The sequence below is a fragment of the Streptomyces sp. ASQP_92 genome (genome assembly GCF_025399895.1).
Lineage (GTDB): Bacteria > Actinomycetota > Actinomycetes > Streptomycetales > Streptomycetaceae > Streptomyces.
In genome coordinates this window covers 723,926-747,183 of sequence record NZ_JAODUA010000001.1, presented here as the reverse complement: position 1 = coordinate 747,183, position 23,258 = coordinate 723,926, and the positions used below count along the sequence as shown (strand labels likewise).

General features: G+C 70.8%; 22 protein-coding genes. 10 read left to right on the top strand and 12 right to left on the bottom strand.

Annotated elements, in window-relative coordinates; translation table 11 throughout:
- Positions 1–23 precede the first annotated feature (23 nt).
- Positions 24–818 (top strand): TerD family protein, encoded by a 795-nt coding sequence (locus N4G70_RS03235; RefSeq protein WP_261710816.1) that lies wholly within the window; start codon positions 24–26, stop codon positions 816–818.
- 21 nt (positions 819–839) lie between these two features.
- On the opposite strand, the gene N4G70_RS03230 is transcribed toward N4G70_RS03235, so the two are convergent.
- The 6 genes from N4G70_RS03230 to N4G70_RS03205 form a co-directional block, all read right to left on the bottom strand.
- The gene (locus N4G70_RS03230; RefSeq protein ID WP_261710815.1) at positions 840–1,577 is read right to left on the bottom strand and encodes a Tellurium resistance; all 738 of its coding nucleotides are present in this window, start codon (positions 1,575–1,577) and stop codon (positions 840–842) included.
- A gap of 154 nt (positions 1,578–1,731) precedes the next feature.
- Positions 1,732–2,874, bottom strand: coding sequence for a DUF475 domain-containing protein (locus N4G70_RS03225; protein ID WP_261710814.1), 1,143 nt, complete (start codon positions 2,872–2,874; stop codon positions 1,732–1,734).
- 158 nt (positions 2,875–3,032) lie between these two features.
- Entirely contained in the window at positions 3,033–3,608 is a 576-nt protein-coding gene (locus tag N4G70_RS03220; protein ID WP_120723723.1) for a TerD family protein, read from the bottom strand.
- Between the two features lie 91 nt (positions 3,609–3,699).
- Positions 3,700–4,275, bottom strand: a complete 576-nt coding sequence (locus tag N4G70_RS03215; protein ID WP_261710813.1) for a TerD family protein — start codon at positions 4,273–4,275, stop codon at positions 3,700–3,702.
- A gap of 163 nt (positions 4,276–4,438) precedes the next feature.
- Positions 4,439–4,897: a peroxiredoxin gene (locus N4G70_RS03210; RefSeq protein ID WP_261710812.1), complete on the bottom strand. Its 459-nt coding sequence runs from the start codon at positions 4,895–4,897 to the stop codon at positions 4,439–4,441.
- A 116-nt stretch (positions 4,898–5,013) separates the two neighbouring features.
- The gene (locus N4G70_RS03205; RefSeq protein ID WP_120723717.1) at positions 5,014–5,436 is read right to left on the bottom strand and encodes a DUF3052 domain-containing protein; all 423 of its coding nucleotides are present in this window, start codon (positions 5,434–5,436) and stop codon (positions 5,014–5,016) included.
- A gap of 439 nt (positions 5,437–5,875) precedes the next feature.
- On the opposite strand from N4G70_RS03205, the gene aceE reads away from it, so the two are divergent.
- Positions 5,876–8,605, top strand: a complete 2,730-nt coding sequence (aceE, locus tag N4G70_RS03200) for a pyruvate dehydrogenase (acetyl-transferring), homodimeric type (RefSeq protein WP_261710811.1) — start codon at positions 5,876–5,878, stop codon at positions 8,603–8,605.
- Between the two features lie 462 nt (positions 8,606–9,067).
- Here aceE and N4G70_RS03195 read toward each other — a convergent pair whose 3' ends face one another.
- From N4G70_RS03195 to N4G70_RS03185, 3 genes are all read right to left on the bottom strand, one after another.
- Entirely contained in the window at positions 9,068–9,382 is a 315-nt protein-coding gene (locus N4G70_RS03195; RefSeq protein ID WP_261710810.1) for a small hydrophobic protein, read from the bottom strand.
- Positions 9,383–9,431: 49 nt separating this feature from the next.
- Entirely contained in the window at positions 9,432–9,800 is a 369-nt protein-coding gene (locus N4G70_RS03190) for a peptidase inhibitor family I36 protein (protein ID WP_261710809.1), read from the bottom strand.
- Positions 9,801–9,973: 173 nt separating this feature from the next.
- Positions 9,974–11,572: an MFS transporter gene (locus tag N4G70_RS03185; protein WP_261710808.1), complete on the bottom strand. Its 1,599-nt coding sequence runs from the start codon at positions 11,570–11,572 to the stop codon at positions 9,974–9,976.
- Positions 11,573–11,708: 136 nt separating this feature from the next.
- Between N4G70_RS03185 and N4G70_RS03180 the strand changes: the two genes are divergently transcribed.
- The 7 genes from N4G70_RS03180 (at position 11,709) to N4G70_RS03150 (ending at position 19,943) form a co-directional block, all read left to right on the top strand.
- Complete coding sequence (locus N4G70_RS03180; RefSeq protein WP_261710807.1) at positions 11,709–12,341, top strand: TetR/AcrR family transcriptional regulator; 633 nt, start codon at positions 11,709–11,711, stop codon at positions 12,339–12,341.
- A 183-nt stretch (positions 12,342–12,524) separates the two neighbouring features.
- Complete coding sequence (locus tag N4G70_RS03175; RefSeq protein WP_261710806.1) at positions 12,525–13,736, top strand: alpha/beta hydrolase family protein; 1,212 nt, start codon at positions 12,525–12,527, stop codon at positions 13,734–13,736.
- 117 nt (positions 13,737–13,853) lie between these two features.
- The gene (locus tag N4G70_RS03170; protein WP_261710805.1) at positions 13,854–14,720 is read left to right on the top strand and encodes a DUF4429 domain-containing protein; all 867 of its coding nucleotides are present in this window, start codon (positions 13,854–13,856) and stop codon (positions 14,718–14,720) included.
- A 253-nt stretch (positions 14,721–14,973) separates the two neighbouring features.
- Positions 14,974–16,284: a sensor histidine kinase gene (locus N4G70_RS03165; RefSeq protein WP_261710804.1), complete on the top strand. Its 1,311-nt coding sequence runs from the start codon at positions 14,974–14,976 to the stop codon at positions 16,282–16,284.
- On the top strand, positions 16,281–16,964 hold the full coding sequence (locus N4G70_RS03160) for a response regulator transcription factor (protein WP_261710803.1): 684 nt from the start codon (positions 16,281–16,283) through the stop codon (positions 16,962–16,964). The genes N4G70_RS03165 and N4G70_RS03160 overlap by 4 nt, the downstream gene beginning before the upstream one ends.
- 667 nt (positions 16,965–17,631) lie before the next feature.
- Positions 17,632–18,675 (top strand): alpha/beta hydrolase family protein, encoded by a 1,044-nt coding sequence (locus N4G70_RS03155; protein WP_261710802.1) that lies wholly within the window; start codon positions 17,632–17,634, stop codon positions 18,673–18,675.
- Entirely contained in the window at positions 18,672–19,943 is a 1,272-nt protein-coding gene (locus N4G70_RS03150) for an acyltransferase (RefSeq protein ID WP_261710801.1), read from the top strand. The genes N4G70_RS03155 and N4G70_RS03150 overlap by 4 nt, the downstream gene beginning before the upstream one ends.
- A 95-nt stretch (positions 19,944–20,038) precedes the next feature.
- Here the strand turns inward: N4G70_RS03150 and N4G70_RS03145 are convergent, their stop codons facing one another.
- Positions 20,039–21,067 carry an aldo/keto reductase gene (locus N4G70_RS03145; RefSeq protein ID WP_261710800.1) on the bottom strand — a complete coding sequence of 343 codons (1,029 nt, stop codon included), beginning with the start codon at positions 21,065–21,067 and terminating at the stop codon, positions 20,039–20,041.
- Positions 21,068–21,073: 6 nt separating this feature from the next.
- Positions 21,074–21,541 (bottom strand): MerR family transcriptional regulator, encoded by a 468-nt coding sequence (locus tag N4G70_RS03140; protein ID WP_261710799.1) that lies wholly within the window; start codon positions 21,539–21,541, stop codon positions 21,074–21,076.
- Positions 21,542–21,722: 181 nt separating this feature from the next.
- Here N4G70_RS03140 and N4G70_RS03135 point away from each other — a divergent pair, with 181 nt between their 5' ends.
- Positions 21,723–22,541 (top strand): serine hydrolase domain-containing protein, encoded by an 819-nt coding sequence (locus N4G70_RS03135; protein ID WP_388720936.1) that lies wholly within the window; start codon positions 21,723–21,725, stop codon positions 22,539–22,541.
- Positions 22,542–22,586: 45 nt separating this feature from the next.
- On the opposite strand, the gene N4G70_RS03130 is transcribed toward N4G70_RS03135, so the two are convergent.
- Positions 22,587–23,246 (bottom strand): pirin family protein, encoded by a 660-nt coding sequence (locus N4G70_RS03130; RefSeq protein WP_261710798.1) that lies wholly within the window; start codon positions 23,244–23,246, stop codon positions 22,587–22,589.
- Between the last annotated feature and the right edge of the window lie 12 nt (positions 23,247–23,258).

Below are 23,258 nucleotides of genomic sequence, written 5' to 3'. Positions count from 1 at the left end.
CGAGGGGGCCGCGGGGAGGCAGGATGACCGGCATGACGCACGCGATGCTGAAGGGATCGAACGTCCCGCTGGAGGCCCCGGCCGTACGGGCCGTGCTCCGCTGGTCGCCCGGCGCCGACGTCCCGGACGTGGACGCCTCGGCGCTGCTGCTCGCCGCCGACGGCCGGGTGCGTTCGGACGAGGACTTCGTCTTCTACAACCAGCCGCGCCACCCGTCGGGGCTGGTGCGCAGGCTGCCCAAGAAGCGCGTGGCGGAGGGGCTCACCGACACCGTCGAGGCCGATCTGGCGGCCCTGGACCGCTCCGTGGACCGGGTGCTGATCACCGCGTCGTCGGACGGCGCGACCTTCCGTGCCGTACGGGACCTGCGGATCCTGCTGTTCGACGCGGCGGTGTCGGGGGGCGAGCCGGTCGCGCTCTTCGACGTGAAGCCGGAGACCGGCGAGGAGACCGCGATCATCTGCGGCGAGCTGTACCGCCGCGGCGAGGGCTGGAAGTTCCGCGCGGTCGGCCAGGGCTACCCGACGGGCCTGGTGGGTCTCGCCACCGAGTACGGCATCTCGGTGGATGACGGTGAAGGCCCCGACAGCGCGCCGAGCGCGCCCTCCGTGCCCCAGCCGCTGCCGCGGCACGCGGCCGAGCCCGCCTACGGCTACCCGCACCCCGCTCCCCCGGCCCGGCCGCCGGCCGCGCAGCCCTCGTACGGCTATCCCCAGCCGGCCTCGCCCCAGCCCGCGTACGGCTATCCGCAGCACGCCCCCGCGCCGGACCCCACGTTCGTCCTGCCGCCCATGGGGCCGCAGTTCATCCGCCCGTAGCCCGCGGCGGGCTGATGCGGCTCAGGCCTTGGTCTTGTAGCCGCGGCCCCACTGGAGCCCCCAGCCGTACAGGCGGTCCAGCTCGGCCTGGAAGCCGTACACGAACTTCACCTCGCGCCGCACGATCATGTCGCCCTTGACGTTCTCGATGGACACCACCGCGCAGGAGCGGGCCTCGGGGGCGCGCTCGTCGAGTTCGATCTCGATGCGCGGCCCGTTGCTCGGGTAGAGCGTCACCTTGGCGTGGGTGCGGTCGAAGGCCGGGGTCTGGTCGTAGATGTAGACGAAGACCAGCAGCCGCTTTATCTCGTCGCGGTGGTCGAGGTTGACGAAGACCGTCTCCCCGGAGGCCGAGCCGAAGCGGTCGTCTCCGCTGCACTCCACATAGGGCGGCTTGTTGGTCGCGCCGAAGAAGTTGCCGAGCGGCTGGACCACGCCCTTGGTGCCGTCCTGGAGCTCGTACAGACAGCCGAGGTCCAGGTCGACGTTGACCATGGAGTGGGTGTGGCCCTGGACCATCTCGGGCTTGAAGAACTTCAGCGGGTGGCGCAGCAGCCGCCCGCTCTGGTCGGGCTTGCCCCCGAAGTCCGAGGTCCGCATCCGCCAGGACAGGTTGACCCGCAGGCTGCCGGTGTTGGCGCCCTGCTTGCCCAGCGAGACCGTGTTGTGCCGTCGGGTCAGCTCGATCGTGTTGGTCGACGCACTGCCCGAGTCGAACTGTGAGGTCCTGCCCCGCCACAGGCCGTCCCAGAACGCCATTGCCCCCACCCCATAGGTTCGTTGAACCGTCCCCGCACACAAAGCTCTGCGGGGCGGCCGGCGAGGCCGATGCCTCGTGACCGCCCCGCAGGAAGCGTTCCTCAATCGACGGCGGATCACACGCGCCAGGGCGTGCGCTCCGGAAGCACCGGGGTCACACCCCGGAGCCGACTTCCGCCCGGTCGCCGGCATCCTCGCCGCCGGCCGCCGCGATCCGCCGGTTACGGCGCACGGAGGAGAAGAAGGACCAGGCGATGAGAACGACGCCGACCAGACCGGTGATGACCTCGTTGATCTCGTACTGGATGGTGACGAGCAGAATCACGGCCAGCGCACCGATCGCGTAGTGCGCTCCGTGCTCCAGGTAGACGTAGTCGTCCAGGGTGCCCTGGCGGACCAGGTAGACGGTGAGCGACCGTACGTACATCGCGCCGATGCCGAGGCCCAGCGCCATCAGGACGATGTCGTTGGTGATCGCGAAGGCGCCGATCACGCCGTCGAAGGAGAACGACGCGTCCAGGACCTCCAGGTAGAGGAACATGAAGAACGCGGCCTTGCCGGCCATGGCGACGGCGGACACCGCGCTGCCGGTGCGCTTGGCCTCCTCCTCCTGCTCGTGCTCGCGCTCCTCGTCCTCTTCGAGGCGGTTCTCGAAGTATCCGGAGAGGCCGCCGACGACGAGGTAGGTGATGAGGCCGGCGATGCCGGAGATCAGGACCGTCTGCGCCTTGTCGACATGTGCGCCGCCGTGCTGGTGGGCGTGGGTCGCGAACGTCATGGCGGCGACGAGCAGCACGACCAGGGCGATGCAGACCGACAGCATGTCGACCTTGCCGAGCTTGGCCAGCGGGCGCTCCAGCCAGGCCAGCCACTTGATGTCCCGGTCCTCGAAAATGAAGTCGAGGAAGATCATCAACAGGAACATGCCACCGAAGGCCGCGATCGACGGATGCGCGTCGGTCACGAGCTGCTGGTAGCGGTCCGCGTCGTTGAGCGCGAGGTCGACCGCGTCGACCGGGCCGATCTTGGCGCTGATCGCGACGATGACCACGGGGAAGAGCAGGCGCATGCCGAAGACGGCGATGAGCACGCCGACCGTGAGGAAGATCTTCTGCCAGAAGGCGTTCATCTTCTTCAGGATTCCGGCGTTGACCACCGCGTTGTCGAAGGACAGCGAGATCTCGAGCACGGCCAGGATGGCCACGACCCCGAAGGCCGTCCATCCGTCGTAGAGCACGGCCAGGGCCAGGCCGATCGCGGTGATCACGAATGACCAGCCGAAGGTTTTCAGAAGCACTGACTTCCCCATCGTGTAGAGCGGGCCGACCCTACGTAGAGCGGGTGTCCCCCCGCACCGCGCACGGCTTCACACTGCTGTCTCCCGGGGACCACCCCGGACCCCCGGCAAAGACCGCTCCCGAAGGCACTCGACTTGAACGCAACCGGGCGATCTCTTTAGGAGACGTTGACCCCGAAGTCTAGAGCGATGCCCCGCAAACCCGACGCATACCCCTGACCAACTGCACGGAACTTCCACTCGCCGTTGTAGCGGTACAGCTCGCCGAAGATCATCGCGGTCTCCGTCGAGGCGTCCTCGCTCAGGTCGTAGCGGGCCAGCTCCTGGCCGTCGGCCTGGTTGACGACGCGGATGAAGGCGTTGGCGACCTGTCCGAAGGTCTGGCCGCGGTTGTCCGCGTCATGGATCGAGACCGGGAAGACGATCTTGTCGCAGCCGGCCGGCACCTTGGTGAGGTCGACGATGAGCGACTCGTCGTCGCCCTCGCCCTCACCGGTCAGGTTGTCGCCGGTGTGCTCGACCGAACCCTCGGGGCTCTTGAGGTTGTTGTAGAAGACGAAGTACTCGTCGCCGAGCACCCGCCCGTTGGCGCACAGCAGGGCGCTGGCGTCGAGGTCGAAGTCGGCTCCGGTGGTGGAGCGCGCGTCCCAGCCGAGACCGACGAGCACCTGGGTCAGGTTCGGTGCGGCCTTGGAGAGGGAGACATTGCCCCCCTTGGCGAGCGTGACGCCCATGATCGTGTCCTCCCCGAGATGTGGAACAGGTGGCGAGCGCGTCCGGCGCCGCACCGAGGAGGTGCGGCGCCGGACGGAAGAGCGGGTCGGCTCAGACGTTGACGCCGAAGTCCTGCGCGATGCCGCGCAGGCCCGAGGCGTAGCCCTGGCCGATGGCGCGGAACTTCCACTCCGCGCCGTTGCGGTACAGCTCGCCGAAGACCATGGCGGTCTCCGTCGAGGCGTCCTCGCTCAGGTCGTACCGGGCGAGCTCGCTGTTGTCCGCCTGGTTCACCACGCGGATGTAGGCGTTGCGCACCTGGCCGAAGGACTGCTGGCGGGACTCGGCCTCGTAGATCGAGACCGGGAAGACGACCTTGGCGACGTCGGCCGGGACACCGGCCAGGTTCACCTTGATGACCTCGTCGTCGCCCTCGCCCTCACCGGTGAGGTTGTCACCCTGGTGCTCGACGGAGCCGTCGGGGCTCTTGAGGTTGTTGAAGAACACGAAGTTCGCGTCGTTGGTGACCTTGCCCTGGTCGTTGGTCAGCAGGGCGCTGGCGTCCAGGTCGAAGTCACCCCCGGTGGTGGTGCGTGCGTCCCATCCCAGACCGACGATGACCGCGGTCAGGTTGGGGGCGGCCTTGGTCAGCGAGACGTTGCCGCCCTTGCTGAGGCTGACTCCCACGAGTCCTCCCAATGGTGTGAGGGGCCGGCTTGGTCAGCGTCCCCGTCGTGCGTTGGCATCGGATCAACGAATGGATCCTAGTGACCGGTTCCCGGGACAAACAGACGATTCGGCCGAACGGCCGCCGGTGCCGGCCGGGCTCCGGGCCGGCGGCGCGTCCCGGTCAGATGGTGTCGAGCGCCTTGAGGTACTCGTTCAGGTCGCGCGCGTCCGGGAGGGCGTTCACGACGGTCCAGCGGACCACGCCCTCCTTGTCGATGATGAAGGTGCCGCGCACCGCGCACCCCTTGTCCTCGTCGAAGACACCGTAGGCACGGCTGACCTCGCCGTGCGGCCAGAAGTCGGAGACCAGCGGGTACTCCAGGCCCTCCTGCTCGGCGAAGACGCGCAGGGTGTGGATGGAGTCGTTGGAGACGGCGAGGAGCTGGGTGTCGTCGTTGACGAACTTCGGCAGGTTGTCGCGCAGTTCGCACAGCTCGCCCGTGCACACCCCGGTGAAGGCGAACGGATAGAAGAGCAGCACCACGTTCTTCTCGCCGCGGAAGTCGCTCAGCTTCACGGTCCGGCCGTGGTTGTCCTTGAGCTCGAACTCCGGGGCCAGGGTGCCGACCTCGATAGCCATGGAAACGCCTTCCCTTCACTGGGCCGTATCGGTGACACCCACCCTACGCACCCCCTCATGCACAGGACCCCCTCAGGCTGGTGCCTGAGGGGGTCCTGTGGGGCGTGAGGGGCGGATCAGCGCTTGCCGGACTTCAGGCGGGTGCCCGACCAGTCCTTGCCGACGCTGACGCTCTTGGCCGGCGACAGGCCGGCCGTCTGCGCGGCGTCGTTGATGTCGCTGGGCTCGACGTATCCGTCCCGGCCGGTCTTCGGGGTCAGCAGCCAGATCGTGCCGCCGTCCTCAAGGAGACCGATGGCGTCCACCAGGGCGTCCGTAAGGTCGCCGTCCTCGTCGCGGAACCACAACAGCACGACGTCGGCGACGTCGTCATAGTCCTCATCGACGAGATCCTGGCCAATCAGGGACTCGATGCCCTCGCGGAGATCCAGGTCGACGTCGTCGTCGTAACCGATCTCCTGGACCACCTGTCCGGGCTCGAACCCCAGCCTCATGGCCGGGTTGGTCCGCTCCTCCGCGTGGTCCGCGGTCGCGCTCACGGCTTGCCTCCTGATCTTGATTCGGTAAGTTCTGCAGCCGCGCGCATACGCGTGGCATTGGGCGTAGTCCACACGGGCGGGACGAATCTCGCAAGTACCCGGTCTCCTAACCCGCCCTTTGGGGGCCAGTGTGGCCGTGTTCAGGGACATCCGCATCCCCGCCGGTGATTCATCCCACACCATTGGTGACTGTTTGCACCGTTGTGTTCCTTCGGGTACTCCAATCGGGGCCGAACACCCTTCGGGAACGGATGGCCGGGTTGAGCGTAAGGTTGCGATTTGGCCCGACCCGTCCAGGCCCTGAGCCTACTTCCTGCTCCGGTGACGGTTACCCCCTGAGTTACCTCTCGGTAGAGATGACGTTTGCGCCCGAGCGGTACACGATGGGATGCGGCGCAGAATTGGCGTTCTCCGCATCCCCCGACAGTGAAGGAACAGCGTGGCTTCCGGATCCGATCGCAACCCGATCATCATTGGCGGCCTGCCGAGCCAGGTCCCGGACTTCGATCCCGAAGAGACCCAGGAGTGGCTCGACTCCCTGGACGCCGCCGTCGACGAGCGGGGCCGCGAACGGGCCCGCTATCTGATGCTCCGGCTGATCGAGCGGGCCCGCGAGAAGCGCGTGGCCGTGCCCGAGATGCGCAGCACGGACTATGTCAACACGATCGCCACCAAGGACGAGCCGTTCTTCCCCGGCAACGAGGAGATCGAGCGCAAGGTCCTCAACGCGACCCGCTGGAACGCGGCCGTGATGGTCTCCCGGGCGCAGCGCCCCGGCATCGGCGTCGGCGGCCACATCGCCACCTTCGCCTCCTCCGCCTCGCTCTACGACGTGGGCTTCAACCACTTCTTCCGCGGCAAGGAGGAGGACGGCGGCGACCAGATCTTCTTCCAGGGCCACGCCTCGCCCGGCATCTACGCCCGCGCCTTCCTGCTCGACCGCCTCAGCGAGCAGCAGCTGGACGCCTTCCGCCAGGAGAAGTCGAAGGCCCCGTACGGGCTTTCCTCCTACCCGCACCCGCGGCTCATGCCCGACTTCTGGGAGTTCCCGACCGTCTCGATGGGCCTCGGCCCGCTCGGCGCGATCTACCAGGCGCGGATGAACCGCTACATGGAGGCGCGCGGCATCGCCGACACCTCCAACTCGCACGTGTGGGCCTTCCTCGGCGACGGCGAGATGGACGAGCCCGAGTCGCTCGGCCAGCTGTCCATCGCCGCGCGCGAGAACCTGGACAACCTGACCTTCGTCGTCAACTGCAACCTCCAGCGCCTCGACGGCCCGGTGCGCGGCAACGGCAAGATCATCCAGGAGCTGGAGTCGCAGTTCCGCGGCGCCGGATGGAACGTCATCAAGCTGATCTGGGACCGCAGTTGGGACCCGCTGCTCGCCCAGGACCGGGACGGCATCCTGGTCAACAAGATGAACACCACCCCGGACGGCCAGTTCCAGACGTACGCCACCGAGACCGGCGCGTACATCCGCGACCACTTCTTCGGCGACGACCAGCGGCTGCGCGCCATGGTCGAGAACATGACCGACCAGCAGATCCTGCACCTGGGGCGCGGCGGCCACGACCACAAGAAGATCTTCGCGGCGTTCTCGGCGGCCAAGGCGCACAAGGGCCAGCCGACCGTGATCCTGGCGCACACCGTCAAGGGCTGGACGCTCGGGCCGAACTTCGAGGGCCGCAACGCGACCCACCAGATGAAGAAGCTGACGGTCGACGACCTCAAGGGCTTCCGCGACCGGCTGCACATCCCGATCACGGACAAGGAGCTGGAGTCCGGCGCGCCGCCGTACTACCACCCGGGCCGCAAGTCCGAGGAGATCCAGTACATGCACGACCGCCGGCTCGGGCTCGGCGGTTATGTGCCGACCCGTGTGGTGCGGTCGAAGCCGCTGGCACTGCCCGAGGACAAGACGTACGCGGTCGCCAAGAAGGGCTCCGGGCAGCAGTCGATCGCCACGACGATGGCGTTCGTGCGCATCCTGAAGGACCTGATGCGGGACAAGGAGATCGGCAAGCGGTTCGTGCTGATCGCGCCCGACGAGTACCGCACCTTCGGCATGGACGCGTTCTTCCCGAGCGCCAAGATCTACAACCCGCTGGGCCAGCAGTACGAGGCGGTCGACCGCGAACTGCTGCTCGCCTACAAGGAGTCGCCGACCGGGCAGATGCTGCACGACGGCATCTCCGAGGCCGGCTGCACCGCCTCGCTGATCGCCGCGGGTTCGGCGTACGCCACCCACGGCGAGCCGCTGATCCCGGTGTACGTCTTCTACTCCATGTTCGGTTTCCAGCGCACCGGCGACCAGTTCTGGCAGATGGCCGACCAGTTGGCGCGCGGATTCGTGCTCGGTGCGACCGCCGGGCGTACGACGCTGACCGGTGAGGGTCTCCAACACGCCGACGGGCACTCGCAGTTGCTCGCCTCGACCAACCCGGCCTGTGTCGCCTACGACCCGGCGTTCGGCTACGAGATCGCGCACATCGTGCAGGACGGCCTGCGCCGGATGTACGGCCCGGACAGTGAGGACGTCTTCTACTACCTCACCGTCTACAACGAGCCGATCCAGCACCCGGCCGAGCCGGCGGACGTCGACGTGGACGGCATCCTCAAGGGCATCCACCGCTTCGCTCCCGGCACTTCGGGCTCCATCCCGGCGCAGATCATGGCGTCCGGCGTGGCCGTGCCGTGGGCCGTCGAGGCGCAGCGGATCCTCGCCGAGGAGTGGAACGTACGGGCCGACGTCTGGTCGGCGACGTCCTGGAACGAGCTGCGCCGCGAGGCCGTCGAGGTGGAGGAGCACAACCTCCTGCACCCCGAGGAGGAGCAGCGCGTCCCCTATGTCACGCGCAAGCTCCAGAACGCGCAGGGTCCGTTCGTGGCCGTTTCCGACTGGATGCGGTCCGTTCCCGACCAGATCGCGCGCTGGGTGCCGGGCACGTACCAGTCGCTCGGCGCGGACGGGTTCGGCTTCGCCGACACCCGGGGTGCGGCGCGGCGCTTCTTCCACATCGACGCGCAGTCCATCGTGCTGGCCGTCCTCACGGAGCTGGCCCGCGACGGCAAGGTCGACCGGTCGGCGCTGAAGCAGGCGGTCGACCGGTACCGGTTGCTTGATGTGGCGGCGGCGGATCCGGGGGCCGTGGGGGGCGACGCGTAGGCTCTGCGAGGCTGGTGGGTGCGGGGTGGCGTGGGTGCTGCGGGGTTTTTCCCCGGGCCCCCGGGCCCCCTCGCTTCCGCGGGTGGGGTGTCGGGTGCGGGGTGTGGTCGCTTTTTGCGCAGTTCCCCGCGCCCCTCAACTCCCTTGCCCCTCAACCCCCTTGCAGGTGCGGGCCGTGCGTGGTTCTCGCGCAGTTCCCCGCGCCCCTCAATCCCCTGTCGGGTGCGGGCCGTGCGTGGTTCTCGCGCAGTTCCCCGCGCCCCTCAACCCCCTTTCGGGTGCGGGTCGTGGTCGCTTCTCGCGCAGTTCCTCGCGCCCCTGGCCCCCTTGCCCCTCAACCCCCTTGCGGGTGCGGGTTGTGCGTGGTTCTCGCGCAGTTCCTCGCGCCCCTTTGGGGCGCGGGGGCAAAGGAAGGGTGGCGGCTCCTTGGAGGAGTCGCCACCCTTGTTCTTTATGGGGGCGTCAGAACATGCCGTTGCCCAGGGTTGCTGTGCCTATCAGCCAGACGATGGCCAGCAGGGTGTCGATGGCACCGAGGATCAGGGCCACCAGGGCCGGCACGGGCGGGGAGCCGTTCCAGCGGCGTCCCATGGCCAGCCAGCCGCAGATGATCGCCACCGGTCCGAGCACGATCCCGAGGACGAAGAATCCCGCGATCGCGCAGACCAGTCCGATGATGCCCAGCGTCGCGCGGTCCGGCCCGGTCCGGGGCCCCATGCGGTTCCGTGACCGGGGGGTCCTGCGTGTACGCGTACTGTGTCCGAAGCCCGCCATCATCACTCCCTGAGGTTGGTCGGCTCGGCCTCAGGAATTCGGGTACCACGTCTCAGCTCTCCCACACCTTGAACGCCCTCATTCGATAAGGAACTTGGGGCACCCAGGTCCCGCTGCCCGGATACGTGTCGAACTCGGCGGTCTCCGCGCACTCGGCGGACTGGTAGCCGGTCACGGGCCGGCCCGTGCGGTTGGCGAGGGACTGGATGTCGGTGCCCGGGGGCAGCGGGGTGCAGCTCTCGATGTCGATCCGCGTCAGGTCGTACACCTGGCGCGGGCCCTTGAAGGCCCCCTTGGCCCAGAGGCAGAGCTCGCCCGGCGCGCAGTCCCCCAGGCGTGGGGACGCGGCGGCCTGGGCGGTGGTGGGCATCAGGAAGGCGGTCGCGGCGAGCAGGGCCGCCGTGGTCGTGGTCGTACGCATATGAGTCAACCCCCGTGTCGATTCGATCAGTTGGACTCGGAGAACGCTCGGCACCCTGGACCGGTTCCGGCATGCGCGGGCATACGTGCGCAACCATCCGAATAGGTGAAAGCCCCGCCGGATCACGCCCGGCGGGGCTTTCGTGCAACGGAGTTGACGGGGGCGGGGCGGGATCAGATGTGGCCCGCTCCTGCGCCCGCTTCGGCGTTCACACCGCGCTTGGTGAGCATCGCGACCGCGGCGGCCAGGACCGCGACGATCCCGGCGACGGTGAACGCGGTGCTCATGCCCGACACGAACGTGTCGTGCGCGACGCCCGCGATCTTGGCGGCGACCTCCGGCGGGGTGCTCGGCTGGACCGGGCCCATGCCGACCTCGACCGCCTTGGACAGGCCCGAGGACTGCTCCGGAGTCAGCGGCGGCAGCTTGGCGGCGGCCCAGTTGTCCGGGAGCTTGGAAGTGACCTGCGAGGACATCACGGCACCGAGGACCGCGGTGCCGAGCGAGCCGCCCACCTGCATACCGGCCTGCTGGAGGCCGCCCGCGACACCGGACAGCTCCAGGGGCGCGTTGCCCACGATGACCTCGGTGGCGCCGACCATGACCGGGGCCAGGCCCATGCCGAGCAGCGCGAACCAGATCGACATGGTGAGGGTGCCGGTGTCGATGGTCAGGCGGGACATCCCGAACATGGCGACGGCGGTGCAGACCATGCCGCCGACGAGCGGGATGCGCGGGCCGAGCTTGGTGATCAGGATGCCCGCGACGGGCGAGGCGACGATCATCATGCCGGTGAGCGGCAGCAGGTGGAGCCCGCTGTCGACGGCCGACATGCCGTGCACGTTCTGGAGGTAGAAGGTGACGAAGAAGAGGCCGCCCATGAAGGCGAACGCCATCAGGATCATCAGGATCGTGCCCGCCGACAGCGGCACGGAGCGGAACAGGCCGAGCGGGATCAGCGGCTCCCTGACACGGGTCTCCCACACGGCGAAGAGGACGAAGCTGATCACCGCGACCGCGATGAACGCAAGCGTCTTCTCGCTGGCCCAGCCGTACTCCGAGCCCTTGATGAGCGCCCAGATCATGCAGAACATCGCGACCGACAGCAGCACGATGCCGAGGATGTCGAAGGAGCGCGGGGCGTTCTCCGCGCGGTGGTCGCGCAGGATCAGCAGGCCGAGGGCCAGGGCGATCGCGCCGACCGGCACGTTGATGAAGAAGACGGACTGCCAGCTCACGTGCTCGACGAGCACACCGCCGAGGATCGGGCCGCCCGCGGTGGAGGCGCCGATGACCATGCCCCAGATGCCGATCGCCATGTTGAGCTTCTCGGCGGGGAAGGTGGCGCGCAGCAGGCCGAGCGCGGCCGGCATCAGGAGCGCGCCGAACAGACCCTGGAGCACGCGGAAGGCGATGACGAAGGTGACGCTGTGGGAGAGCCCGATCGCACCGGAGGCGGCGCCGAAGCCGACGACGCCGATGAGGAACGTCTGGCGGTGACCGAAGCGGTCACCGAGCTTGCCCGCGGTGATCAGGGAGACGGCCAGGGCCAGCATGTAGCCGTTGGTGATCCACTGGACGTCCTGGAGCGAGGCTCCGAGGTCCTTCTGGATGGCGGGGTTCGCGATCGCCACGATGGTGCCGTCGAGCGCGACCATCATCACGCCGATGGCCACGGCGAAGAGCGTCAGCCAGGGGTGGCCCCGCAGCCCCTTGGCCGGCGCCGGTATCTCGTCCCGTGGCGCCTTTTCGACGGTGGTCTGACTAGTCATGCGATCGAGGCTAGTGTCAGCGACTGACAGTTGACAAACCATTTAACAAGTCGGCAGCTGTCAGGTGGCTCACAGTTAGACTGAACACGCCAAATTGACCGAAAGAGGACCACACGTGACGGTGGAGCAGCGACCGATGGCACCCGTGAGGGGCCTGCGCGAGCTGAAGAAGCAGCGCACCCGCGACGCGCTGCTGCGGGTGGCTCTGGAGCTCTTCACCACCAACGGATACGAGCAGACGACCATCGACGAGATCGCGGACGCCGTCGATGTCTCGCAGCGCACCTTCTTCCGCTACTTCGCCAACAAGGAGGCGGTGGTCTTCGCGGCCCAGTCCACGGTGGAGTCCCACTTCGTCGACGCGCTGCGCGAACGGCCGCCCGCCGAGGGCCCGTTCACCGCCATGCGCCGGGCGGCGCTCTCGGCCTGGGACACCCTGGAGGAGCTCCTGTCCCCCGTGGTGCCAGTCGGCCTCTACATGCGGACGTACCAGGTGATCGAGTCGACCCCGGCGCTGCTCGCGGTCCATCTGCGCCGCTCGGCGGAGGTGGAGGAGCGGGTCGCCCGGCTCATCGCCGAACGCGAGGGCCTCGACATCGACGCCGACCCGCGGCCCCGGGTGGCCGTGGCGGCCTTCACCGGAGTGATGCGGGTGGCCGGCGGACTCTGGGGCCAGGGCGAGGATCCCAGCGTGGCGGCGATCCGCGAGCTGACCGCCGACTACCTCGACCACCTGGGCCCCGCCCTGGCCGACGACTGGCGCGGCTGATTCGCCTCGGGCCCGAGCCGCGCCCCGGGCCGCCGCGGGCCTGCCCGCACCGGCTCCCGCCGCGCCGAGACTCGTACGGAGCGTGCGCCCGCGCGCGCTCTTGGTGAGACCACTCCCCGTCTAAACGTGATCTGAGTCACTGTCAGCCCAGTGGACCTCCGGGGTCTCCTACTGTGTTCAGCAGTGACTTCCTTCGACTCCTCCCCCACCTTGAACGCCTGGCGCGCGCTGCTCGCGCTCGCCGTCGTGTTCGTCATGCTCGCGACCTCCGGCTGGACGGCGATCCGCGGCCACTCCGGCGACTTCGAGCCGCGTTCCAAGGCCCTCGCCGCCTGGGCGCGCGACACCCTGGACGGCCACAAGCTGCCGAAGCCGGACGCCGGCGCCCCGGAGCTGGCCCGGTTCTTCGGCTCGGTCACCGCCGCCGAGCGCGACCGGCTCGCCGACCGGTACCCGCTGGTCGTGGGCAACCTCGACGGCGCCCCCGTGCCGCTGCGCTACCGGGCCAACCGGGCCGCGCTCGCCGACGCACGCGCCGTCGAGCAGAAACGCATGGTCGACCCCCGGCTCTCCGCCGACGGCCGCCAGGAGGCGAGCCGCCGGATGCACCGGTTCGAGTCGCTGCTCGACGACGGCCGCCAGATCCTCGCCTTCGACCCCTCCGACACCGGCCGGGTCGCGGAGGTCTTCGGCGACCTGGACCGCGCGCAGCGGGTCTCGGTGATCGTCCCCGGCGTCGACACCAACGTCCTCACCTTCGAGAAGACCAACCGCAGGAACACCGCCCCGGTCGGCATGGCCGAGTCGCTGTACGAGGCCGAGCACGCGGCGGCGCCGGACGTGCGGACCGCCGTGATCGCCTGGGCCGACTACACGGCGCCGGCCGGTCTCGGCATGGACGCGGCGATCGGCAGGCTGGCCGAGGAAGGCGCGGTGCGGCTCGCGGCGATGGTGCGGGCGCTGCCCGGAAACTCCTCGGTCGAGCTGTTCTGCCACAGCTACGGCTCGGTGGTGTGCGGGGTCTCGACGCATGAACTGCCGTCCCGCGTCAGCGACATCGCGGTGGCCGGGAGCCCCGGCATGCGGGTGCGTAACGCCGCCCAGTTGGCCACCAAGGCCCAGGTCTGGGCGATGCGCGACAAGGACGACTGGATCCAGGACGTGCCGTATCTGGACGTCGCGGGTCTGGGCCACGGCGCCGACCCGGTCTCGGCGGCCTTCGGCGCCCGGGTTCTCTCGGCCGCCGGCGCCATCGGCCACACCGGCTATTTCGAGCCCGGCACCCAGAGCCTCGCCAACTTCGCCGCCATCGGAGTTGGCGCGTACCGGACGGTCGGCTGCGCCGCCTATGACGCCGACTGCGGCAGCGGGATCTCCTCCGCGTCGGCGGCCTGACGGGCACTCCGACGAGCGGACACGCGTAGACGCCGTGTGATCGCCCGGAGACCCGCGTGGGGGCGGGGTTTTCTCCGAGGGGGGACGCGCGGGCGTGCGCCGCCTACGATGAGGCGCATGGGTGATGTGCTGGCCGGAATTCATGCCACCTGGGAGTTCGAGTCCGACTCCGTGCTCATCCGCTTCGAACGGGGGATCCGTGCGCCGAAGCTGTACCAGGCGCTGCGTGAACGACGCATCCCCCACGAGGCGTTGGAGTCGGTGTCGCTGTCCCAGGGCAAGCGCGGCACGGTGGTGCTGCACGCGGTGCCCAGACCGGGTGCCGATCCGCTGATGGATGCTGCGGCGGGCCAGTTGAAGGAGTCCTGCGACCCCTATCGCCTGGTGCTGCCCGCCGAACGCGAGACGCTCGCCGAGTACTACGCGGACGAACTGCGCGCCTGTCTGACGCCGTACGCCGCGAAACCCGCCGACCGCCATCTGGTGGCCGCGCCCGAGGCGCCGCTGCACTTCAAGGCGTACGACGGCAGGGCCGGGTTCGACGGTCGTCAGGTGACCTTCCGCTGGTTCTGGACGGGTGCCTCCTCGGAGAAGTGGAAGGCGGGCGACCAGACGTTCCCGGTCGCCTCGCTCAGCGGCGTCGACTGGCGCTCCCCCGAGGTCTTCGACGGGCATCTGCGCCTGCTGCGCCGCGAGGGCGACGGCGGCCCCGCGCAGGCCGACCGCGACCCGGCGGCCGTGATCTTCGGCCTCGGCTACGGCCCGGTGCACGAGTCGCTGCCGTTCGCGGCGGCGGTCCTCGCGGCCGTACGGGGCGGTGCGGGCCCGGCGATCCCGCACCAGCCGGTGCCGGTCGCGGCGGGGCGGCGCGACCCCGCCGACATCGCGGAAAGGATCCGCCACCTCGGGGACCTGCACCAGGCGGGCCTGGTGACCGACGACGAGTTCAGCGCGAAGAAGGCGGAGCTGCTCGCGGAGCTTTAGGGGGCGGCCGGCCCGCCCGGGGGTGCGTGGGTCGGGCCGGCGGCCCGGGGTGGGCTGGGCCGCCGGCCCGGGGCCCGGCCGATACCCCGGTCCTGGGTGCGGGTGGGCCGCCGGTCCGGAACGCGGCGGATACCCCGGTCCTGGGTGCGGGTGGGCCGCCGGCCCGGAGCCCGGCCGATACCCCGGTCCTGGGTGCGGGTGGCACCCCGGTATGACGCGTGGTGGGGTCACCGCTGCCTACGCTGGCCGGGTCATGAAGATCTCACCGCTCTCCGACCGCGCGCTCGCCCTGTTGCGGCCCCCCGCCGACGCCACCCGGCCCCTGTTCTGGCAGGCGCCCCGGCGCCGGCAGCGGTGGGCCCCTTACGTCGTCGCCGGCGGCTTCGTCGCGGCGCTGCTTCCGATCACCATCACCGTGCTGGCCGACGACTACCGCCTCGCCGGCGGCTGGGCCGGGGCGCTGGGGGTGGCCCAGACCGTGCCACTGCTGCTCGCGGTCACCCGGCCGCTCCAGGCATGGGTGATCATTTTCGCCGCCGATGTGCTGGGCGCGGCCTTGCTGTACGGCGCCGACACCGCTTCCCGCTCCTGGCCGTGGCCGCCCCCGGCGATCGTCGGCTTCCTCGTCCTGATGGCCTGCCTCGGGCTGCGCGAGTCCACTCGTACGCTCGTCACGGTGTGGCTGGTGTCGGGCGCGGCCGGTGTCGCGTTCGGGGTGTTCCCGCCGGCCGGCTCCAGCAGCACCTACCTCCTGCTGATCGTCCTGACGGGCGTGATGCTGACCGTCACCGGCGCGGTGCGCCGACGCGAGGAGGCCGAGCGGGCGCTGGCGGAGCAGGCGACCATCAGCGTGGCCGAGCGCGCCCGGCGCACCCTCCTGGAGGAGCGCGCCCGGATCGCACGCGAACTGCACGACGTGGTGGCCCACCACATGTCGGTGATCACCGTGCAGGCCGACTCGGCGCCGTACCGGCTGACCGGGCTCGACGAGGCGACGCGCGGGGAGTTCGAGTCCATCGCGTCGAGTGCCCGGGAGTCGCTGAGCGAGATGCGGCGGCTGCTCGCGGTGCTGCGCAGCGACGGCAGCGGACAGGAGGGCGAGCGCACACCCCAGCCCGGCGTGGACCGGCTCCAGCAACTGGTCGAGGCGACCGTACGCTCCGGGCAGCCGGCCGCGCTCTCGCTCACCTCGGACCTGCCCGCGCTGCCGCCGGCGGTCGACCTGTCGGCGTACCGGATCGTGCAGGAGGCGCTCGCCAATGTCGTACGGCACGCGCCGGGCGCCACGGCCCGTATCTCCGTCACCTGCGACGGACGCCATCTGACGGTGGTCGTCGTCAACGGGCCCGCGACGGGACGCACTTCTGCCCTGGAGGACTCCGGGACGGGGCACGGGCTCGTCGGCATGCGCGAACGCGTACGGTTGACCGGTGGCTCGCTGGACACCGGGCCGCTGCCGGACGGCGGCTTCCGGGTGGCGGCACGCCTGCCCCTCGATCCCGATGCCGCATCGAGCACCGCCACCCAGTTCCACGCCAACTCCGCACCCAAGGACGTCAGTTGACCATCCGCGTGATCATCGTCGACGACCAGGCCATGGTGCGCGCGGGATTCGCCGCGCTGCTCTCGGCGCAGGCCGACATCGACGTGGTGGGCGAGGCGCCCGACGGCCGCCAGGGCGTGGAGGTGGCGCGCTCCACCCACCCGGACGTGGTCCTGATGGACGTCCGCATGCCCGAGATGGACGGGCTCGCCGCGGCCCGCGAGATCCTGGACCCGCCGGTGGGGGTGGTGTACCGCCCGAAGGTGCTCATGCTGACCACCTTCGACGTCGACGACTACGTGTACGAGGCGCTGCGCGCGGGGGCGTCCGGGTTCCTGCTCAAGGACGCGCCGCCGGCCGACCTCATCGGGGCGGTACGGGTCGTGGCGGCGGGCGAGGCCCTGCTCGCGCCGTCCGTGACGCGGCGCCTCATCGCGGACTTCGCGGCGCAGCGGCCGGCTCCGCGCCGGGGGGCGGAGGCGTTGCGGCTCAACGGGCTCACGCCGCGGGAGGCGGAGGTGCTGGAGCTGATTGCCCGGGGGCTGTCGAATCAGGAGATCGCGGGGCGGCTGGTGTTGGCGGAGCAGACGGTGAAGACGCATATTGGGCGGGTGCTGGCGAAGCTGGGCCTGCGGGATCGGGCCCAGGCGGTGATCTTCGCCTACGAGGCGGGCGTGGTCCGCCCCGGCACCCCGAGCTAGCGCCGCCCCGCCCGCACAGCGGGGTCGGTCGGTTCCGGCCCCCCTGGGGCTCCGCCCCAGACCCCGTATCGCGCCTTAAGGGCGCACGTCCTCAAACGCCGGACGGGCTGAGGTGGCCGGTACGGACCCGCACCGCGTGGCCAGGGGCGCGGTGGCGAGCTGAGGTGGCCGGTACGGACCCGCACCGCGTGGTCAGGGGCGCGGGGAACTGCGCGACCAGCCACCCACGATCCGCAGCCGAGAGCGGTCCCGCTAGGGCTCCGCCCCAGACCCCGTTCGCGCCTGAACAGCGCTCGTCCTCAAACGCCGGACGGGCTGAGGTGTCCTGCGCTGGCCGGCACCGAGTAGTTAAGGGGCGCGGGGAACTGCGCGAGGAGCGAGCACGGCCCGCAGACCGAAGGGGTTTTTAGGGGCGCGGGGAACGGCGCGACAAGCCAGCACGGCCCGCAGACCGAAGGGCATTGAGGGGCGCGGGGAACTGCGCAAAAAGCGGTCACCCCCCACACCCCCGGAGGGTCTCGGGGAGGGGCGGGGTGGGGATATCCCCCCGGACACCCCCTACCCCGGTAGCACCCCCCACCCAACCCCCCGGTGTGACGCCGAGCCCCCCCACCCCCCACCTACCTTCCCCCTCGTCAAGGAACGGACGAGGAAAGGGAGTCGGCGCATGCGTGGGTTGGGGAGGGCGCTCGTGGCCGCGGCACTCGTGGGCGTGGCCGTCGCGGGGACCGCGGGGTGGGCCGCGGCCGACGCGCAGGAGGCGGTGACCGGCCCGCCCCCCGGCACCGCCGCCTGGCGCGCCGACACGACGACCGGGCACCCCCTGCCCGACCCGGCGAGCGCGAGCCCCCGCGAAGTCGCCGCGTTCTTCGGCGAGTTGAGCGAGCCGCAGCGGCAGGCGCTGGCCCGCCGGCACCCCCAGGTCGTGGGGAACCTGGACGGCGCACCCGTAGCGCTGCGCTACGAGGCGAACCGGCGGGCCATCGCCGCCACCCACGACCCCCGTTACACCCGGCTCGCCGCCCCCGATCGTCAGATCCTCGCCTTCGACCCGCGCGGCCGGGGCCAAGTCGCCCAGGTATACGGAGAGTTGGAGGGAGCCGCCCATGTCTCCGTCATCGTCCCCGGCTCCGACATCGACGCCCGCACCTTCGACCGCGCGAAAGACCCCTACGGAACCCCCGCCGGAATGGCGACCGCCCTGCGGGACGCCGACCACGGCGCGACCGCCGTGATCGCCTGGGCCGGGTACACCACCCCGGTCGGGGTGGGGGTCGACGCCGCGTCCGGCAGGCTCGCCGAGGCGGGGGCCGGACGGCTCGCCCGGCTCACCGAGGGGCTCGACGCCGTCGGCGCCCCGGACCCCGTGCTGTTCTGCCACAGCTACGGCTCGGTGGTCTGCGGGCTCGCCGCACACCGTACCGACGCCTCGGACATCGTCGTGCTCGGCTCCCCCGGCATGCGCGCCGACACCGTCGCCGACCTGGGCACCGAGGCCCGGGTGTGGGCCGCCAAGGACCCCTCGGACTGGATCGACGACGTGCCGCACATCGAGTTCGCGGGGCTCGGCCACGGCACCGACCCGACCGACCCGGCCTTCGGGGCCCGCCGCGTCCCCGCCGCCGACGCCAAGGGCCACACCGGCTACTTCGCCCCCGGCACCGAGTCCCTCAACGCCTTCGCCGCCATCGCCCTGGGAGATGTCCGATGAGTACCTTCTCGCGTACACCGCCGACGAGCGCTTCGGCCGGCACCACGCGCCCCCCGCACCGCGCGCGCCGCGCCCTCGCCAGGACCGTCGCGGACATCGAGCGCCGCACCCCCGTCGACCGCGACCGCGCGATCGACGGACTGCGCGCCCTCGCGCTGCTCGCCGTGCCGACCGGGCACTGGCTGCTCGGCGGGTTCACCCGTGACGACTCCGGCGCGCTGCACAACGCCAGCCCGCTGTCGGCCTTCGCCGGGCTCGCGCCGGCCAGTTGGATCCTTCAGATGCTGGGGATCTTCTTCCTGGTCGGCGGCTACGCCTCGGTGCTGTCCTTCCACCGCAGGAAGGGATCCACCGGGCAGTGGCTGCGGGGACGGATCGCCCGGCTGGGGCGGCCGGTGCTCGGAGTCACCGCCGTCTGGGCCGCGATGATCCCCGTGCTCCACACCCTCGGAGTGCCCCACGACACCCTGCGGACCGGCTCCACCCTCGTCATCCAGCCGCTGTGGTTCGTGGGGGTGTACGCCGTCGTCACCGCGCTCACCCCGTACTGCGTGCGCGCCGCCCGCCGGCTCGGCGGGTGGGCCGCCGCGCCGCTGCTCGGTTCGGTCACCGTCGTCGACGTCCTGCGCTACGGCCCCTACGCCGACGCCATGCCGTCCTGGCTCTCGCTGATCAACATCCTGCCCGGCTGGATGTTCGCCTATCAACTCGGCGTCGGCTGGGGCGAGAAGAGGATCGGACGCCGGGGTGCGTGGCTCCTGCTCGGCGGCGGGGCGGTGCTGTTCGCGGCGCTGCTCGTGCTCTTCCACTACCCGGCGTCCATGGTCGGGGTGCCCGGCCAGGCCCGTACCAACTCCCATCCGCCGTCGCTGCTGGTGCTCGCGCTCGCCGCGGCCCAGTCGGGCGTCGCGATCCTGCTGCGCGACCGGATCGCCCGGTGGCTGCGGCGGCCCGCGCTGTGGGCGCCCGTCGTGGTCGTCAATCTCTGCGCGATGACCATCCTGTGCTGGCACCAGACGGCCATGCTCGCGGCCGCCGTCCCGGCCTCCCTCGCCGGGCGGGTGCCGGGCCTCACCACCGCGCCCCACACCTGGGCCTGGATCGGTGAACGGCTCGCCTGGATGCCGGTGTTCGCGGTACTGCTGGTCCTGATCGCCCGGTACGCGCGGGGCTTCGAGGCGCCCTGGACGAAGGCGACGAAGGCCCGCCGGGCAGCGGCGGGGCTGCTCGCGGCGGGCTTCGCGGTGTTCGCGCTGGGGCTCGCGTGACGTGCTGGGGCTCGCGTGACGTGCTGGTTCCCGGGGGTCCCGGCCGTCACGCGAGGTGCCGCAGAGGGAACCACGTGGGGGAGCTACGGAGGGAACTACTGCTCGCGGGCCGCCGAAGTCGAGGACATGTCGGGGTAGCGGTCGCCCGCGACCCGCCCCGCGATGGGTTCGAGCAGGGCCAGCTCCTCGGCGCTCAGCGTGATGCGGGTCGCGCCGGTGTTCTCCAGGAGGCGGCTGCGCTTGCGGGTGCCGGGGATCGGCACCACCGTCAGGCCGTGCACCTGGGCCCGCTGCTGCACCCAGGCGAGGGCGATCTGGGCGGTCGTCGCGCCGTGCGCCGCCGCGATCTTGTGCAGGGGTTCGAGCAGGGCGGCGTTGGCCGCGGCGTTGTCGCCGGTGAAACGGGGCTGGAACTGGCGGAAGTCGCCCTTGCTCAGCTCCTTGCCCGCGTCGGCGAAGGCACCGGTGAGGAAGCCCCGGCCGAGCGGCGAGTACGGCACGAAAGTGACACCGAGTTCGGCGGCGGCCGGCACGGCGCTGCGCTCGACGTCGCGGCTGAAGACCGACCACTCCGACTGGAGGGCGGTGATCGGGTGCACCGCGTGCGCCTCGCGCAGCTCGGCTCCGGTGACCTCGCTCAGGCCCAGGTACTTGACCTTGCCCTCGGTGACCAGTTCGGCCATCGCGCCGACGGACTCCGCCAGCGGCACCTCGGGGTTGCGGCGGTGCATGTAGTAGAGGTCGATGGTCTCGATGCCCAGACGGCGCAGGCTCGCCTCGACGGCCTTCTTGATGTAGGCGGGGCTGTTGTTGATGCCCCGGTAGGCGGGATCGTCGGCGCGGCGCTCGATGGCGAACTTGGTGGCCAGGGTCACCTCGTCGCGGTGGGCGGCGAGGAACGGGGCGAGGAACTCCTCGTTGGCCCCGGAGCCGTAGATGTCGGCGGTGTCGATGAGGGTGACGCCCGCCTCGACGGTCGCCTCAAGGGTGTCGCGGGCGGCGCTCTCGTCGGTGTCGCCGTAGAACTCGCTGATGCCCATGGCGCCGAATCCCTGGACGCCGATCATCGGGCCCTCGGTGCCGAGGCGGACGGTGCTGATCTTCTCAACGGGGTTGGTGCTCATGGGCGTTCAGGCCCTTTCCGACGCCTTGCGGGCGTCCGCATAAAAGTCGATCTTGTAGTCGAGTACGGCGAGGGTGTCCTGGAGCTCCGCCATGCGCGTTATGACGTCGCGCCGGGTCTGCTCCAGGAGTTCCTGGCGCGCCTCGAAGGTGTGCTGCCCCTCGCGGACGAGTTCGGCGTAGCGGACCATGTCGGCGACCGGCATCCCGGTCAGCCGGAGCTTGCCGACGAAGGACAGCCAGTCCAAATCCTTGTTGGTGAACCGGCGCTGGCCGGTGTGCGAGCGGTCCACGTGCGGCATGAGGCCGATCCGCTCGTACCAGCGGAGGGTGTGCGCGGTGAGTCCGGTGCACGCCACGACCTCGCTGATCGTGTATCGGTCCTGGCCGTCGGGGCGTGGATGGGGCGGCTCCGTGGAACAGAGGTCCTGCTGGACCCGCGCCACCGCCACCGTCGTGCTGTCGATCACCGTCATGACCTCCACGCTAGGACCTTGGAGTGCACTCCAAGCAAGCGTAGGACGTGACCTTTCCCGTGTCCGTGACCTTTCCCGTGTCGTGGCGGGCCGTCGCGCCGCGCGGGCCGCTCGCCCCGGGCCGTACCGCTCCCCCCGGGCCCGGACCGGCCACGGCTTCCGGCCTATTAGGCTCATACGCATGGAGAGCCTGCGGATCATCGAGACCTGGCCCGTACCGACCGCCGCCGCGGCCGTGGTGCGGGCCGACGGAACGCTTGCCGGCACCTACGGGCCGCTGTCCCACCGGTTCCCGCTGGCCTCCGTCAGCAAGCCGCTCGCCGCGTACGCGGCCCTCGTCGCCTACGAGGAGGGGGCGGTGGAGCTCGACGAGCCGGCCGGTCCCCCCGGCGTCACCGTCCGCCATCTGCTGGCGCACACCTCGGGGCTCGCCTTCGACGAGCACCGCGCGATGGCGCAGCCCGGCGACCGGAGGCTGTACTCCAACGCCGGGTTCGAGGTCCTCGGCGACCACATCGCCAAGCAGTCCGGCATCCCCTTCGCCGACTATGTGCGCCAGGCCGTGTTCGAGCCGCTGGGCATGGCCTCCAGCACCCTCGAAGGCTCCCCCGCCAAGGACGGCGTCTCGACCGTCGAGGACCTCGCGCGCTTCGCCGCGGAGCTCCAGGCGCCCCAGCTGATCCACCCCGCCACGGCCGCCGAGGCGACGCATGTGCAGTACCCCGGCCTCAAGGGCGTGCTGCCCGGCTACGGCCACCAGAACCCCAACGACTGGGGCCTGGGCTTCGAGATCCGGGGCGCCAAGTCCCCGCACTGGACGGGCAGTTCGTCCTCGCCCCGCACCTTCGGCCACTTCGGCCAGTCCGGTACGTTCCTGTGGGTCGACCCGGACGCGGGCCTGGCCTGTGTCGCCCTGACGGACCGGGCGTTCGGCCCCTGGGCGGCCGAGGCGTGGCCGGCCTTCACCGACGCGGTACTCGCCGAGTTCACCCGGCGCTGAGCCCCCGGAGCCGCCGTCGCGCGGGCCGCGCTCCCCACGCCCGCCTCACATGGCGCCGATCTCCCACAGCAGCACCTCGGCGGCCTCGGACGCGGTCAGTTCCAGGCCGGCGGCCCCGGTGATCCGTGCCGAGTCGCCGGGCCCGAGCGCTTCTTGGGCCAGGCCCACCCGGCCGCGTACGACATGGACGTACACCCCCGGCGCGTCCGGCACGGCGGTGCGCTCGCCGGACGCCAGGCGCCGCACGTGCAGCAGGGCGCCCGCGGCGAGCACCGCGTAGGGCGTGGAGTCCGCGATGCCGCGCACGATGTCGTAGGCGGGGGTGCCGCCGGGCTTCTTCGGGGCCAGCCACAACTGGAGGAAGACCAGCGGGGCGGTGCCCTCGTTGCGCTCCTCGTGCCGTACGCCGCCCGCGGAGCTGAGGCACTGCACATCGCCGGGGCGCACCACCGTGGCGTGGCCCGCCGAGTCGCGGTGGGTGAGCTCGCCCTCGATCACCCACGTCACGATCTCGGTGTGGCTGTGCGGGTGCTCGTCGAAGCCGGCGCCGGGCGCGAGCCGCTCCTCGTTGCAGGCGAGGACCGGACCGAAGCGGAGGTTGTCGGGGTCGTAGAACCGGCCGAAGGAGAAGGCGTGCAGGGACTCGATGCCGACGTCCGGGTCCCCGCCCGGATAGCGCTCGTCGCCGCGCCTGACTGAAATCACGCCCACCACGGT